Raw genomic sequence first — 15,683 nt, 5'->3', positions numbered from 1 at the left:
GGGCATGTCGAGGTCTTTCTTTAGATGTGTTGTTTGAGCACTTCCATCTTCGGAAGACCTCGACTTTTTTATGCCTTCAACACACCCCGGTCACCAAACCGATCTACACCCAAAATTCCGAAGAGCCGCTATACCTTGCTGCGAACTGAACCAGCACACGATTGGACGGGACAAGCATCATGACCTCCCAACGTAAAACGACAAAGCTCCCCATCTCCAAAGAGGAAAAGCGCGTTCTTGGTGCCACACTGGTCGGCACGACCGTGGAGTGGTACGACTTCTTTATTTATGCCAACGCCGCAGCCATCATCTTCGCCAGTCAATACTTCGGCCCCGTGGGCGAAGAGAACCCCCAGTTAGCGCAGCTGATCTCGTATGCTTCCGTTGGCATCTCGTTTCTCTTCCGCCCTTTAGGCGCGGTGATCGCCGGGTGGATCGGTGACCGGTATGGGCGTCGCATGGTGCTCATGTTGACCCTGGGATTGATGGGTCTTGCCACGACGCTCATCGGCGTGCTGCCAACGTATGCAACCCTTGGCGTGTGGGCGCCCATTCTGCTGTTATTACTGCGCATCCTGCAGGGACTGTCCGCCGGTGGGGAGTGGGGCGGCGCTGCGCTGATGGCCGTTGAACATGCGCCAACCTCACGCCGTGGGCTCTTCGGAGCGTATCCGCAGATTGGTGTGCCACTAGGCATGCTGCTGGCATCAGCCATCCTCGGAATCTGCTCACTTATCCTGTCCACTGAACAGTTCTATTCATGGGGTTGGCGTGTGCCATTCCTGGTGTCCTTCGTGCTGATCTTCGTTGGCTACTACATCCGCATGAGAGTCGCCGAGACACCGGTGTTCAAAGAACTCCAAGAAAGCGCGGCACAGGCCAAGACGCCGCTGCGCCAACTCTTCCAGGAAGACTGGAAGACCGTACTCAAAGCAGCCCTGTCCTTTGCCGGTAACAACGCAGCCGGCTACATGGTAACTGGTGGGTTCGTCTTGGGATACGTGACCAGCACACACGGTGTCTCCGAAACGAATATGCTGATGCTGGTATCGGTGGCAGCAGCGGCGTGGGTCTTCACCACATTATTTGCCGGTTCCATCTCAGACCGCATTGGCCGTCGGCCAACCTATTTTGTCGGATTTGGATTCCAAATCCTGTGGTCGCTGCCAATGTTTTTGATGATAGACACCGGCAACATGGTGCTCATCGCCATCGCCGTGTTGATCTTCACCATCCCCATCGGCCTCACCTATGGGCCGCAGTCGGCCATGTATTCGGAAATGTTCCCCTCACGCACCCGACTATCCGGCGTTTCGATCTCTTATGCCATGGGAGCGGTCCTTGGTGGTGCATTCGCCCCGACCATCGCCCAGTATCTCGTTGGAGCCACCGGCTGGGTCGGCACCGTGGGCATCTATCTGATCTTTATGGCCATTGTCTCGGGAATCGCTGTGCTGACCATCCGCGAACCGCGCGGGGCACCATTGACCCCACAAGCCGAAGAACAGGCCCGAATCAGCGCCCAAAGCGACACCGCAAAGTAGTACAGCGGTCCCACCCATCGAATCATTGCGACGACGACCACATCATCCTCAAACACAACGCTAGGTTGGGTAGAAAACAACCAGGTTGTGCCGAACCCAGCTGTCTGTTGCATCCGTCAGATCCAACCGAAAACCACAACGACCCAATGATTTCCCACAGCACCGGTGAACGCGTAGCGTGGAAGGTGTCATACCTGTGCAGCTGCAGGTGCGTTAGTGAAGAAGTAATTGAGGTTTGAAGATGACACAGGATGCAGGGTTCCCCGAACAGACCAATCTAATCGAAAAGCTTACGACCGCCACGGACGGCGAAGAAACCACCAATGACCAAGTTGTTGATGTCATCAATGCATTCCTCAACTCGCAGGTAGTGTTCCCCTCGGTCGACAAAGCCGGCGACGACGGTTCCGTGAGTCCGCTGATGCTCCAGGACACCGACGGCAATCCCGTGATGCCGCTTTTCACCTCGCCGGACGATATCCCCGAAGACTTTAGCGAAGCCGCCCCACACGTCAGTGTGGTACCGGGCTCGGCAATTATTCAGTCTGTGACAGATGCCGGGATCGTGATCGATTTTGGTACCCCACGGCAATTCGGCCTGGGCAAGGACCAAGTCGCAGCCGTTCGAGACGAGATCATCACCCAACTCGGTCAGGCATAACACCGAGCCATTCGAGCATCACGCAGACGGGCTGCAGCGCATGATCACATGCACTGCAGCCCGTCGTCATATTTGCCACCGTTTGCATTGTTCAACGTCGCACCAAAGCACGCGGAACACCTATCAAAAACTAGGACGCTGCGTGTTTAGAGATGCGTTTCGATATCAGCTTGCTCACGGAGTTCTTCAAGCAGACCGGAAAGGACCTCATTTTCCTTTTCCATGGTTGCTTGCTCGGTCAGCTGCTCTTCCATTTCTTCAAATGGTGGCACCTCTTGCGCCTGGTCCTCTTCGACCTGTTCATTCATGGCTTCGAGTTGTTCGACCTGCTGATCGTACATTTCTTGCAGCTCGTCATCGGTTGGTTCTGCGACATCAAGGTCCTCAATAACCTGCTGGATCAAGACCTCTTTATGGAGATCTTCCCGGACGCGTTCCTTGCTGAGCCCTTGAGCCTCGAACTCTTTCATGAGTGCCTCGCCTGATTCCATGCCGTTTTCTTCGGCCATCGTGGACAAGAGCTCATCGACATCTTCCTCAGATGAACTGAAGCCTTGCTCTTCGGCTTCCATCGTCAGCAGTTCAGAGTTGATCATCATTTCCAACGCCTGGGATTTCAACTCATCCTGGTTCGGTTCCTCACCGGTCATTTGTGACTGCATGGCAAGCTGCTGGAACTGTGCCTCGTAGCTTTCGGCAAACGCTTCGCCAGAAATCTCTCGGTCATTGACCACCGCAACAACATCAGGAATGTTGTCCAGCTCAGGTTCAGGCATGGCTTGTTCACCCTGTTGACTTTGTTCTGTCTCTTCCGAGGCTGATTCGTCGCCATCGGCGCCACATGCGGCCAGGCTAAAAGCGGCTAACGCTGCAGCGATGCTCAGGAGTAGTTTCTTGGGCATGACTGCCCCTTCCGTCGGTACTGTGGTTTGTATTGCGGCGAGACTAACAACATCGGCTGTGAATGACATCCAGCTCACACTCAGCGGATTCCCAGTAGCACAGCCAAAGTATTGGGTGAAAACTCGTTGTGAAAACAACCTGATCTCACTATGCTCAAGATTATGGGCTGCGTCACATGGAGCTTTGTGTTTCGGCAGCTCGACAGCCAGTATTGTGACAAAGGAACGGCTCATGGCGCCATCGATCCACCACGATCCACCGTCCACTTCTCTGCAAGACGTACTTGATCGCTCTGCAAACCCCGTTGAGTACATGCGTAATGCTCCTACGGGCGCTTATATCTATCCCGTCGTCGCCTCGGAATTTACCAACTGGCGCGACGAAGTCCTTGCCTGGCGACATACCGCCGTGATGTTCGACCAAACGCACCACATGGATAACCTCATCATCACGGGCCCGGACGCCAAGAAACTCTTGTCGTCCACGGCCATCAACTCGTTAGAAAATTTTCCCGTCAATCGGGCAAAACAATACGTGCCGGTCACTCCAAGCGGCTATGTAATCGGTGATGGCATCCTGTTCCACGAAGAGCCCGAACAGTACACCTATGTTGGTCGCGCGCCCGTCACCAACTGGTTGTTATTTCAGGCCGAGCATGGTGATTACGACGTCGAACTGCTTGTGGATCGGCGCTCGCCCTCGCGTCCCATGGGCAAAGCCGTCCAGCGGCATTATTGGCGACTCCAGATTCAAGGCCCGCGCGCATGGGATGTCATCGAACGCCTCAACGGTGGCCCGGTGGAGCCCTTGAAATTCTTCCACATGAGCACCCTAGACATCGGGCTCATGACGGTGCGCACCCTGCGTCACGGGATGGCCGGGGCGCCCGGGCTGGAATTGTGGGGACCGTATGACCACTACGACGACGTGCGTGAAGCGGTCATGGCAGCCGGCGCGGACTTCAGACTAGTCGCGGTGGGGGCGCGCGCATATTCGTCCAACACGTTGGAATCTGGCTGGATTCCCTCGCCGCTGCCGGCAATTTATAGCGGCAATGGCATGCTGGCAGATTATCGAGCCTGGCTGGGAGCCGACTCTTATGAAGCCAACAACACGATCGCCGGCTCTTTTGTCTCGAAGAACATCGAGGACTATTACACCACCCCGTGGGAACTGGGGTACGGCAGTTTCATCAGATACGACCATGAATTCATTGGTAGTCACGCCCTGCAGCAGATGGACCCGGCGACGCAACGTCGCAAGGTGACGCTGGCCTGGGACGATGAGGATATGGTCCGCATCCACGCGTCCATGTATGACAAGGATGCGGTGCCGTATAAGTTCTTTGACCTGCCCAATGCCAACTATGGTTCGTCTAATTTTGATGCAGTGATTGACGAGGCAGGCGCCGTCGTCGGGCTGTCGATGTTCACCGGGTATTCGGCCAATGAACGCACAGCCCTGTCACTGGCCGTGGTGGATCCCGATATTCCACTGGGTGCGCGACTGAGAGTGATCTGGGGCGAACCCGACGGCGGCAGTCAAAAAACCACCGTGGAACATCACCAACAAATTGAAGTCGGGGTCACCGTTGCCCCGGTGCCCTATTCCAGAGCAGTCCGTGATTCCTATGAAGGCGCATGGCGTAAGAAGGGACAAGTGTAGTGACCATGAAAACCAAAATCCTCCACACACAGTTATATTATGGCGGACGCTATTACGATGCGTCGCACAGTTTTGACGCCGAGCACGTCATGGAAATCCGCAATCCGGCTCGGCCGTCACATATCGTCGGGATGGCTGCTGCCGCAACCCGTGATCAAGCGCTCAAAGCCGTGTCCGCGGCAAAACAAGCGTTTCCAGATTGGGCGGCAACCAGCCCACAGCATCGTGCGGAATTGCTGCTGGCCGCCGCTGGCACGGTGATGGAAAATTCCGAAGAAGAGGCTCGCCTGTTATCGGAAGAAAACGGCAAAGTCCTTGGCGAATCCACCTTTGACCTGATGGGCTTGGTGCAACGCACCGAATTGGCCTGCGGTCTGGCAGATCGGGTAGATGAGGTCGAAACCCTTCCCGGCCCACCAACCGAAACGATCGTGTCGTTCAAGCCAATGGGTGTCGTCACGATCATTGTGCCCTTCAACTGGCCGATTGCGATCCTGGGTGCTTCCATGCCCTATGCGCTCATGGCGGGCAATACCGTGATCGTCAAACCACCGCCAAGCGCGCCGTTAGCGATCACTCGCGCGGTGCAACGTTATGCTGAAAAACTTCCGCCCGGCGTGCTGAATGTGATCACCGGTGAAGACGCCGAAATTGGTGCCGCACTGGTGTCCAATGAAGACGTCGCCAAAGTGTGCTTCACCGGATCCGTTAACGGTGGCAAACGCATTATGACCATGGCAGCAGAAACCATGACGAGCGTGCTGCTGGAACTTGGCGGCAACGACGGGGTACTCATCCTCGACGACGCCGAATTTACCCAAGATAATATGGATGGACTCTTCGCTGGTATCTATGGATCCACCGGCCAGATTTGTATGAATGCCAAGCGCATCTACGTGCATAATTCCAAGAAACAAGAGCTCATCTACGAGCTGACCAAGCGTCTGGAAACAGTCAAACTTGGCCCAGCCTCTGAACCAGACACCACCATGGGCCCGTTGCATCAAAAATCACAGTGGGACTTCGTAACGCAACTGGTGCAAGAAGCCAAAGACGCTGGCGCCGATGTGCGTGAATTCGGCGAAATGCCCACCGGAGCTTGGGCCGGCGGAAACTTCATCCTGCCATCCATCATCGTTGACCCTGACCCCAACCTTCGGGTGGTAACCGAAGAGCAATTCGGCCCAACCATCCCCATTATTGGATTTGATGACGTCGAAGAAGGCATCCGACTCGTCAACGATACGCGCTACGGGTTGTGCAATAGCGTGTGGACCACCAATGAACAGACCGCTCGAGAAGTCGGGTCCAGACTCCAGGCCGGCTACATCTTCCACAACGCCCACGGTGCGCCAAGCCTCGACCAGCGGGCCCCATTCGGTGGCGTCAAACAGTCTGGCATGGGCCGCGAGATGGGCATCATCGGTCTACGATCATTCCAAGAACCCCATTCGCTTGGCCTCAAGAAAGGCTAGCCACTCACATGATGATGCACCGTCGAACCATTCGGCGGTGCATCATCATGTTGATTAGTGCAGTGCAAATCCCATGGCATATGGCACGCCGACGGATTTACCCGTAGCAGCAAGCATTGGCGGGATAAATGATTCGGGTGTTGGGTGGTCGGGCAAATCGGCCAAGTAATGTTCATGGGCGGCCAGGGAAGCCACCGATTTCTGCACGCTCGACTCAGAGACCTCCACGTAGTGCGTCGGCGTCGTGCCGGTTAGCAACAACGTGGAAGCTTGCCATGGTCCAACGCCGTCATCGAAATGGTCGGTAAATAACCACTTGTTGCCGGCATCGCGTGAAGCATCAATGGCGGCTAAGCCCACTGCTCGGTGGTCTGGATGATCTAGACCCCAGGCGACGTGGAGCTCACCAGAACCGGTGATGATGGCATCTGGCTGAAACGCGCGAATTTCATAGGTCAGGGCTTTTCGCAGTGCGACCCCGTACTCGACCAGTCCGTCGGGGAAATTCAAGATGCGCAGATACTCGACACCGACGATGTCGCAGGCTGCTCGTTGTTCTGCGGCACGGAGTTCGCGAGCTTCAGCCGGCGGTCGCTGCATGCCTGCTTCGCCGCCGGTGGCCAGTACATAGCCGACCTCAATACCCCGAGAAGTCCATTCGGCCACGGCCGCTGAAGTGCCGTACTCGGCGTCGTCGGGGTGAGCCACGATCATCAGGACCCGCTCAAACTTTCCGTCATCTAGCAGTTTGAGTCCGGATTCCGGTGGTCCAGGGGTCTCTGCCACGGTTAGTTCACCGCCATTTCGCCAAGCTCATCCCAGTGCTCGCCTTCAATGAGCATGTTGCGAACCTTGGGGGTCTCTTGCAGTAGTGGTGGGAGGTCTTGCTGTGCTTTTTTGAAGTGCTCGGACGTCACGTGGGCTTCCGCAGCATCATCTTTGAATGCTTCTAACAACACATATTCATTGGGGTCCTCGACACTGCGAGACCAGTCAAACCAGAGGCAACCGGGTTCATTTCGAGTCGCTTCAGTAAATTCCCGAGCGTGCTCGGGCCACTGATCGGCGTATTCTGGTTGGACTTTGAACTTGGCGGCAATGAAAATCAAGGCTTGACTCCTCTGGAGTATGGCGGAACTTGGGCAGTGTGCTGCCGCATCCAGCCTGTCATGCACCTGAGACGCGAGCAAGCGTGTCGGAGCCCTTGCGCCACATCTATACCTGTGGCATCTCAATCAAGTTCGATCTTGTATTTAATTCATCACAACAAGTTGTGTAGGGTGAACAACATTATCGCGTGATGGCAGTCACGTGGATGAGATGTTCTAGGAGTGAAGAATGTTCGTTGCCCCAGCTGAAGTCGTGGCTGCTACAACATCGCAGGATCTAGCAAGAGCCCGAGATCAAGCCACCAACTGGCGTTCCAAAGATATGGGTATCGCAGAGCAATACCTCACCGACGCCGCACTGGTAGATCTGGTGAAAGCGGCACGCGAACTGGACCACGAACAATTCGCCCGCTCGGTCATGGCCGTCCAATCCGCCCGTGCAGGAAACTTCCAGCCCATCCCGCACATTGATTCGGCCTCGGAGATGTTCCGAGAATTCCTCAAGGCCGATCTGATTGACGGCTGGCTCTATGTGCAAGAAGCCGATGGATACCTGCACCCCTATCTTGTAGTCCGTATCGAAATGGAACACGCCGATCGTTCCCGAGAAGCGCGCATCAAGATCACCATGGAAGCCGATAACCCAACGGTCAAACGACCATCGCGGGCACCACGGGTCCTATACTTTGAAGACTCTGAGCTCGTGGGCAAAACTCCGGTCGATGTACTGATCAGTCAGGGTGCATATAAAGAAACCCCGGAGCTGAAAGCCCAATATCAGCAACGTCGTGATGCCTTTCAGCACCTTATTGATCACGGTTTCGGTAAACAGTACCTCTTCAACGGGCGAGCTATTCGCACCGAAGACTTCCGGTCAGCCAAGGATCGTGCCCAACGCAAAGTCGTGCATGACATCGCTGCCAACGAAATTGCTCCGTTGCGTATGGTCACCGCCTCGACATTATTTGAACCGGGCGAACACGGGACCGTGCCGGTTGTCACCGCCGTGCGCGTCTTTGACCTGTCGGCCCAGGACTACCTGGACGTCAACACCGCTGACCTCACGGAATACCAGTACGACACCGACCTGAAAGATAAGCTGGTGCTTCCTGATGACCAGCGCGAACTGCTGGACATCTTGACCTCGGATATCACTGTATTCACCGGCGACATTATCGAGGGCAAATCTTCCGGAAACGTCATTCTGGCGCGTGGTCGCCCCGGCGTGGGTAAAACCCTGACCGCGGAAGTCTATGCGGAGGTCATCGGCAAGCCCCTGTATTCGATCCACACCGGATCCCTGGGCATTACCGCAGAAATGGTTCGCCAGAACCTCGAAGAAATTTTTGAGCGAGCCAAGCGGTGGGACGCCGTCCTACTGTTAGATGAAGCCGATGTATTCGTGCTAGAGCGAGGATTCGAACTCCAGCAAAACGCGATTGTGGCGGAGTTCCTACGGACCCTGGAGTACTACGACGGACTTTTGTTTTTGACAACTAACCGTATCCACGGCGTCGATGAAGCCATCCTCGCCAGGTGTGCCGCAGTCATTGACTACATGCCGCCACATGCTGAACATGCTCGCCTGATCTGGCAAAACCTCGCCGCAGAACACGACGTCACCTTGGATGAGCAACTGCTCGACCAGCTGGTTGTCGGCTTCGATGGCATCACACCACGCGATATCAAGATGGTACTGCGCTTGGCGCTGCGCATGGCAACGCATCGCGGCGCCGAATTGTCCATGGACGTGTTCGCCGCTGCAGCTCGTTTCCGTGGACTCGCACCACAATTAGACCTCGAAGACGCCGTAACTTCGGCACACTAATTCACCCACCCATAAGATTACGCCGTGTCCTCGCAAAAACCACGGCAAAGCACAGAAAACAGGAGATCCTGATGACCCAAGAAGGTTACCTCTCAGAAGCACCAGCAGCAGCAACCTCTGGTGGCTTGGCTTCGGAACGTTTTGCCGAGCGCATGTCAGCAGCTCACGGTGACGGCGTCGTCGACACCGAACGCGTTGACCTGCTGGCTGGCAAAGCCATCAAAGCACTGAACGACATCATTATCGAAGAGCGTGTCAGCTACGACGAATATAATGCCCTCAAGGCATGGTTGATCAAGGTCGGCGAAGATGGCGAATGGCCACTGTTCCTTGACGTCTGGCTAGAGCACTCGGTTGAAGAAGTTGCTACCGACCACCGCGAAGGCAACAAAGGCTCCATCGAAGGCCCATACTATGTTGAAGACTCCCCGGAAGTCCCATGGAATGGCACCATTCCAATGCGCGACGATGAGCCGGGCACCCCACTGAAATTCTCCGGCCAGGTCCGCTCCACAGACGGCACCCCACTGCAGGATGCCCGTGTCGAACTGTGGCACGCCGACAGCGACGGCTTCTACTCACAGTTCGCGCCAGGCATCCCAGAATGGAACCTGCGCAGTACCTGGGTTGTTGATGGTGACGGCAACTTCGAAATCAACACCATTCGCCCTGCCCCGTACCAGATCCCAACCGACGGTGCCTGCGGCCAGCTCATCGCAGCAGCCGGTTGGCACGCCTGGCGCCCGGCCCACTTGCACTTCAAGGTTCATGCACCAGGTCACGAGCTGCTCACCGCTCAGCTCTACTTCCCAGGCGATGAGCACAATGACGACGACATTGCCTCGGCCGTCAAACCAGAGCTGATGCTAGATCCGCAGCCAGCCGCAAGCGGTAAAGGCGAAAACGTCCAGTACGACTTCGTGCTGGATCCAGAAGCCTAAGCGGTTTCACAGCAACTAAAACACACTCCGAGCGGTGTAAAACCATCAGATTGAGGAGCGGGGCAACCCGCTCCTCAATCTGGGTTAATGACATTTCCAACGGTCGCAGAGCTACGCTGCCTCACGGGACTTTCCGGACGGCTCTGAAAGCCAAACTCTCTGCAACTCGTTCACGTATCCGACTGCAACCTCGCCGTGCGGCATTCTTCCACACCTGCCTCAACAACTTCGCCACGTCGTAACGCCGTACGTCTCAGCACCACCGGAAAGTTCCAGGACGAGACGCGAACCGATGGACATCGAGACATCTCGTCAACTTCTCGAAAGTGCGATGATGATTTAGCCCGTGCTCATCCATGAAGAAAATGATGTTCAGTACGATGCATACCAGACCGGTCCCTGAGCAAGACTTTAAGAAAGACTAAATCCCGGGAGCCAAGCGCACTGGGAGGAAATGCGCTCAGATCCCGGGACAGTTTGAAGAGCTTAGCGAGTGTTGACGACCGCTAACTGATCGGTCGGGGTGACGGTAACAACCGATTCCGCGGGTTTGTCGGCGGGTGCGTCGTCGTCATGGGTTTGACGCGGCACCAGTGCGACCATGATCGCACCGAAGAGTGCGACCCCGGCAAATACATAGAACGCAGAGGCACCACCCAAGTTTATTGCGGCCAGCAGGCCTCCAACGAATGGTCCGGCCACACCACCGAGACGACCGAAGCCGGCGAACCACGACACTCCTGCGGAGCGGGCATTGGTGGTGTAGTAATTCGATACGTAACCGTAGCCCAGTACCTGGGTGCCCAAAGTGCCGACGCCGGCGAATGCGATGAAGCCCAGCAGTAACCCGATGTGGAGTTCAAACGTCATCATCACCAGGCTCAGCGCGGCGAAGATGAAGGTGGTGATGATGATCGGGCGCGGGCTGTATTTATCGGCTAGTTTGGAGCCGAACAGTGCCCCTGCTACGGCACCACCGTTGAGGATCAGCAGGAAGGTTAGCGAGCCGTTGGTGTCGTAACCGTAGCCCTCCATGATGCGTGGCAGCCAGGTGTTCAGGCCGTAAGTGAGTAGGAGCCCGGAGAAGGAGACGAAGCCTAGAATGATGGTGGCTACGAAGAAACGTTTAGTCATCAGGGCAGCAAAGCCTGTGGGCGCGACATCGGCATCCGCGCTACAACCGTTGGTCGAAGCAGTGGGGAGTGCGACCTCGATCAATGGGGTTCCTGTGCGTTCCGCCACGGCAAAGGCTTTGGTGCGGTGACCACGGGTCAGCAACCACTGGGGTGATTCGGGGAGTTTGAACCAGGCGATGGGCAGCAGCACGATCGGGGCCGCGCCGAAGAGGAACAGGCCACGCCAGCCCAGTGGTTCTAGCAGCAGGATGCCCAACAGCGCAGCCAGGACACCGCCAGCGGGGATACCCCAGTAAACGATGGCGTTATATAGATTGCGTTTGCCTTTGGGTGCGAATTCGGCCATGGTTGTGGCCGCTGCAGCTAGGATGGCCCCCAAGCCCAGACCGGTCAAAAATCGCAGCAAACCGAAGGAAAACACCGAGGTGGCCAGGGCTGTAGCGACCATACCGAGCGAGAACCAGGCGAGACTGAACAGGATGATATTTCGACGGCCTAGATAATCACCGACTGCACCACAAATAATGGCGCCCACCAGGACGCCTAGCATTGCATAGGAGCCCAGAGCGCCAGCGGTTGCAGCGTCGAAGGCTCCGAGCTGGGAGGGATCATTGAGCAGGGTTGGCATGACGGTGCCGTAGATGGTCAGGTCATAGCCATCAAAAACCAAGGCGGTACACGCAATGAATGCAACCCAGCCGGCGGTGCGGCGTTCTTTTGCGGGTTGAGCCGCGAGCAGTTGTGTTGACATGATGTCCTTCGGTAGAGGATTTTGGGCAGGACAGTTAGCCCGCCCGAAAGAAAGCCACCGGGCCGGCTGATACTGTCGTTACTTTTTCAGTTCTGGGGCAGGAAGATTTTTTAGGTCCACACGGGTGGTGCCATGATGGGCTTTTCAAATTCCAGATCGCCTTGCTCGCCGCGTGAAAGCCACATGGCAATGTTTTCGCGGTCGCCAAAGATGCGTGGGCCACCACCGGCTAGATCCCAACGGTCGCCTTCTTCGGTCTCAATGGTTACCGCAGGGGCTTTATCAATCTGGATGAGGCGGCGCAGCATCGCCTCGACCGCGTCCAATGCCGAGTCGGGGTCGGCTTCTTCAATTGTCCAGGCGGATAGGAGATCTTCATGGGCGATGACAGTCTCGGCGATGCGCTGCGGGACCACCTCACCCGGGCGCAGCCTAATGGCACCGTGCTGGATATGTTCATCCTCGGGTAGCGACGGCAGCAGAGCTGCGGCAGCAACCACCTGCTGATGGGCTTGACGGTAGGCGTGGATGACGTGGGATGGATCGGTGATTTCTGGACGGTCGTAGTTGGGTGCGTGCCCTGTCTTTTCGTTGATGGCGTCGGCCAGTCCGTATCCTTTATTGATGAGTTTGACGAGAACCTCGTACTGGGTTTGGTCATTAGCTGCCGGGCGCTGGAGGTGATCGGCGGTGAGCATGATGACCACGGCGTCGAGCATTTCGGTTTCACGCCCCAGTCGTGAAATATCAGAGTAGAGACGTTCAAGTCGGTTCATAGTGATTTCCTTCCGGCGGTTGTGACATGTGGGTTTTGGGAAAACTTGGTGGCGGGGGTTTTCTGTGTAGCTGCTGGTCGCTGAGAGGTCTTGGAATGACGGGCCAACCGGCTCCCCAACATCGCGTATACGAGAATGCCCGCGGCCAGCCCCCAACACGGGGCGGTAATGCCGACGACATTGATGTCGCTTGCGGTGACCACCAACGCCACGATGCCGGCTTCAATGCCGGGGTTGTATCCAGCGGCCGTTTTGACCTCGGGCTTGCGTAATAGAGTGGTCAGCGCGGTGTTCAGAGCGGGTAGCAAAACCAGCCCGGAGATCAGGGCCAGAGCCGCACCGGAGACCATGGTCATGACCATGACAATGGCGGGAGCAAAAATTCCGGCAACAATATACAACGTGCCTGCGGCAATGCCCGCGACGTACCGAGAACGTCGAGCCGGATGCGCCTCCGGCCCAGCGCACACGATGCCGGTCACGGTGGCCAGATTGGCTGAGTGTAGACCAAAGGGAGCAAACAGAATGCCGCCGATATTACAGGCGGTCAGTGCGGTGCGCGCCTTGAAGCGGTACCCGAAGCTGCGCATCATGTCTATGCCCGGCAGATTTTGTCCGGCCATCGTCACCAACAACAGTGGCACCCCAATGGAGACCAACGCGGTGATATCAAAACTGGGGGTAATCCACACCGGTTGGGCGAAGTAGCTGCCGCCCGCCGGAGCTGGTCTGGCTCCGATCCCACCGGAGATCACCAGTGCGATAATACCGGCCCCCATCGCAGCCGGGACTGCGAATAAGGGTGCCAGCCGACGGGTAGTAAAAAAGGCGATGAGCATCACCGCCGCCATGATGGCCATCTGCTGGCTGGCAGTGACCGCGCGAAAACAAATGGGCAGCAGAATCCCGGCGAGGACGCCGTTGGTGACTCCGCTGGGGATGAACTCAATGAGCTTGGAAAATACCCCGGTGACACTGAGGATGACCGAGACGGCCCCAACCAGAATGTAGACCCCCACCAGGTCGGTGATGTCGTAGCGCTGCAGGCCACTAATGAGTAGGACGGATCCGGGGATGGACCAGGCGGCGATCATCGGCAGGCGCATCTGCATGCTCATGATCATGGTGACAATACCGGTGCATACAGAGGCAGCCCAGACCCAGGACACAGTCGTGGCGGGGTCAAGTCCGCCGGTTTCGGCGGCCTGCAGGATCAACGCCATTGGCCCGGCAAATGAGATAAACACGGCTATCAGTCCGGCATTCCAAGCAGAAAACGATGTATCGCGCCAGGCGCCGGCGAGTCGATGGACCACAATACTCCCACATTTAATTGCGACCTAGGTCACGGATTCCTGGATTAGATAGTGACACTAGCAAGGGGTTTTTGGCCTCGGGAGACCCCCTGGGTCAACCCTAGGTACCCCCCTGATGTGAGTTGTCTCACGTGGTGCCAGGATGTTAATCATTCGTTCATCAACGTAACTTGGCACACGTTTTGCCATGACATAGGAGGTCGCGATGACTCAGACGATCAGTTCAGCCCAACATCTGATTGAACATGGCCTGGAGGAAAACTCCGCCGAGGGTGTCCACCGGGTGGACCGTTCGATCTTTACTGATGAAGAGATCTTTGAACTCGAGATGGAATACATCTTCGAAGGCAACTGGGTATACCTGGCCCATGAGTCCCAGCTCCCAGAAATCGGTGACTACTTCACCACCTACATCGGACGCCAGCCCGTGGTCATCACCCGAGATAAAGAAGGTGGCCTGAACTGCCTGATCAACGCGTGCGCTCACCGTGGTGCGATGCTGTGCCGCCGCAAGACCGATAACCGCACCACCTTTACCTGCCCGTTCCACGGTTGGACTTTCCGCAACACCGGTGAGCTGCTCAAGGTCAAAGACTCCCGCCGTGCAGGTTATCCAGAGAACTTCAATAAAGACGGCTCGCACGACCTGACCAAAGTACGGTTCGAAAACTACCGCGGCTTTCTCTTTGGCTCATTGAACCCCGACGTGCTGCCGCTTGAAGAACACCTTGGCGATGCCACCAAGATCATCGACTCAATCGTTGACCAGTCGCCGGAAGGCCTCGAAGTGCTCAAGGGTGCCTCAACCTATACCTACGATGGCAACTGGAAACTCCAAACCGAAAACGGCGCCGATGGCTACCACGTGACCGCCGTCCACTGGAACTACGCGGCCACCACCTCGCGCCGCACCTCTGGAGACTCCAGCAACGAAACCAAAGCCATGGACGCCGGCGGATGGGGCAAGGTCGACGGCGGGTACTACTCTTTCCCACACGGCCACCTGCTGCTGTGGCAGGAATGGACCAACCCCGAAGACCGCCCCCTGTGGGACCGGCGCGATGAACTCGTCGAGAAATACGGCGAAGAAATGGCCAACTTCATGGTCAACGTCTCTCGAAACCTGTGCTTGTACCCCAACCTGTATCTGATGGACCAGTTCTCCTCGCAGATCCGCCACCTCCGCCCGATTTCGGTAGATAAAACCGAAGTCACCATCTACTGCATCGCCCCCAAGGGCGAACCGGCTGAAGCCCGGGTCCAACGTATCCGCCAGTACGAAGACTTCTTCAACGCCTCCGGCATGGCTACCCCGGATGACCTGGAAGAATTCCGTGCCTCTCAGAAGTCTTACCTGGCCACCGCGGCACGCTGGAATGACATGTCGCGCGGCCAAACCCACCAAATCGCTGGTCCAGATGAACAAGCCAAAGCACTGGGCATCAACCCGATCTCTTCGGGTGCCAAGACTGAAGACGAAGGCCTATTCCCCATTCAGCACGCCTACTGGCAAGACGTTATGACCCAGGCCATCGCCAACGATTCCTAAGCTGCCACCGCCTACACCAAACGAAAGAA

At 56.6% G+C, this 15,683-nt stretch carries 13 protein-coding genes; 7 read left to right on the top strand and 6 right to left on the bottom strand.

The features are described from left to right. Positions 1 to 179: 179 nt before the first annotated feature. Complete coding sequence (locus A6F49_RS07125) at positions 180 to 1,544, top strand: MFS transporter (RefSeq protein WP_043057697.1); 1,365 nt, start codon at positions 180 to 182, stop codon at positions 1,542 to 1,544. Positions 1,545 to 1,785: 241 nt separating this feature from the next. Then, entirely contained in the window at positions 1,786 to 2,205 is a 420-nt protein-coding gene (locus tag A6F49_RS07120) for an SseB family protein (protein WP_043057698.1), read from the top strand. Between the two features lie 146 nt (positions 2,206 to 2,351). On the opposite strand, the gene A6F49_RS07115 is transcribed toward A6F49_RS07120, so the two are convergent. Then, positions 2,352 to 3,107 carry a SurA N-terminal domain-containing protein gene (locus tag A6F49_RS07115; protein ID WP_043057699.1) on the bottom strand — a complete coding sequence of 252 codons (756 nt, stop codon included), beginning with the start codon at positions 3,105 to 3,107 and terminating at the stop codon, positions 2,352 to 2,354. A gap of 232 nt (positions 3,108 to 3,339) precedes the next feature. Between A6F49_RS07115 and ligM the strand changes: the two genes are divergently transcribed. Together ligM and A6F49_RS07105 are read left to right on the top strand one after the other, a co-directional pair. Beyond that, positions 3,340 to 4,773: a vanillate/3-O-methylgallate O-demethylase gene (gene ligM, locus A6F49_RS07110; RefSeq protein WP_043057700.1), complete on the top strand. Its 1,434-nt coding sequence runs from the start codon at positions 3,340 to 3,342 to the stop codon at positions 4,771 to 4,773. Positions 4,774 to 4,778: 5 nt separating this feature from the next. Further along, complete coding sequence (locus A6F49_RS07105) at positions 4,779 to 6,248, top strand: aldehyde dehydrogenase family protein (protein WP_043057805.1); 1,470 nt, start codon at positions 4,779 to 4,781, stop codon at positions 6,246 to 6,248. Positions 6,249 to 6,302: 54 nt separating this feature from the next. Here the strand turns inward: A6F49_RS07105 and A6F49_RS07100 are convergent, their stop codons facing one another. Then, a complete protein-coding gene (locus A6F49_RS07100) occupies positions 6,303 to 7,034 on the bottom strand; it encodes a PIG-L deacetylase family protein (RefSeq protein WP_235604900.1) in 732 nt (243 codons plus the stop codon). Between the two features lie 2 nt (positions 7,035 to 7,036). Further along, the gene (locus tag A6F49_RS07095) at positions 7,037 to 7,357 is read right to left on the bottom strand and encodes a putative quinol monooxygenase (RefSeq protein ID WP_043057701.1); all 321 of its coding nucleotides are present in this window, start codon (positions 7,355 to 7,357) and stop codon (positions 7,037 to 7,039) included. A gap of 229 nt (positions 7,358 to 7,586) precedes the next feature. On the opposite strand from A6F49_RS07095, the gene A6F49_RS07090 reads away from it, so the two are divergent. Then, positions 7,587 to 9,185 (top strand): AAA family ATPase, encoded by a 1,599-nt coding sequence (locus tag A6F49_RS07090; RefSeq protein ID WP_043057702.1) that lies wholly within the window; start codon positions 7,587 to 7,589, stop codon positions 9,183 to 9,185. Positions 9,186 to 9,256: 71 nt separating this feature from the next. After that, a complete protein-coding gene (catA, locus tag A6F49_RS07085; protein ID WP_043057703.1) occupies positions 9,257 to 10,126 on the top strand; it encodes a catechol 1,2-dioxygenase in 870 nt (289 codons plus the stop codon). A 486-nt stretch (positions 10,127 to 10,612) separates the two neighbouring features. Here catA and A6F49_RS07080 read toward each other — a convergent pair whose 3' ends face one another. The 3 genes from A6F49_RS07080 to A6F49_RS07070 form a co-directional block, all read right to left on the bottom strand. Beyond that, entirely contained in the window at positions 10,613 to 12,013 is a 1,401-nt protein-coding gene (locus A6F49_RS07080; RefSeq protein ID WP_043057704.1) for an MFS transporter, read from the bottom strand. A 110-nt stretch (positions 12,014 to 12,123) separates the two neighbouring features. Continuing rightward, a complete protein-coding gene (locus A6F49_RS07075; RefSeq protein ID WP_043057705.1) occupies positions 12,124 to 12,789 on the bottom strand; it encodes a hypothetical protein in 666 nt (221 codons plus the stop codon). Continuing rightward, complete coding sequence (locus A6F49_RS07070) at positions 12,786 to 14,105, bottom strand: benzoate/H(+) symporter BenE family transporter (RefSeq protein ID WP_052504825.1); 1,320 nt, start codon at positions 14,103 to 14,105, stop codon at positions 12,786 to 12,788. Before A6F49_RS07070 ends, A6F49_RS07075 begins: the two co-directional genes overlap by 4 nt. 205 nt (positions 14,106 to 14,310) lie before the next feature. Here A6F49_RS07070 and benA point away from each other — a divergent pair, with 205 nt between their 5' ends. Further along, on the top strand, positions 14,311 to 15,654 hold the full coding sequence (gene benA / locus A6F49_RS07065; RefSeq protein ID WP_043057706.1) for a benzoate 1,2-dioxygenase large subunit: 1,344 nt from the start codon (positions 14,311 to 14,313) through the stop codon (positions 15,652 to 15,654). The last annotated feature ends 29 nt before the right edge of the window (positions 15,655 to 15,683 follow it).

This window comes from Enteractinococcus helveticum (assembly GCF_001657475.1).
GTDB classification, from domain to species: Bacteria; Actinomycetota; Actinomycetes; order Actinomycetales; family Micrococcaceae; genus Yaniella; species Yaniella helvetica.
The sequence above is the reverse complement of the archived record's forward strand: the minus strand, read 5'-3'. Positions and strand labels throughout refer to the sequence as shown.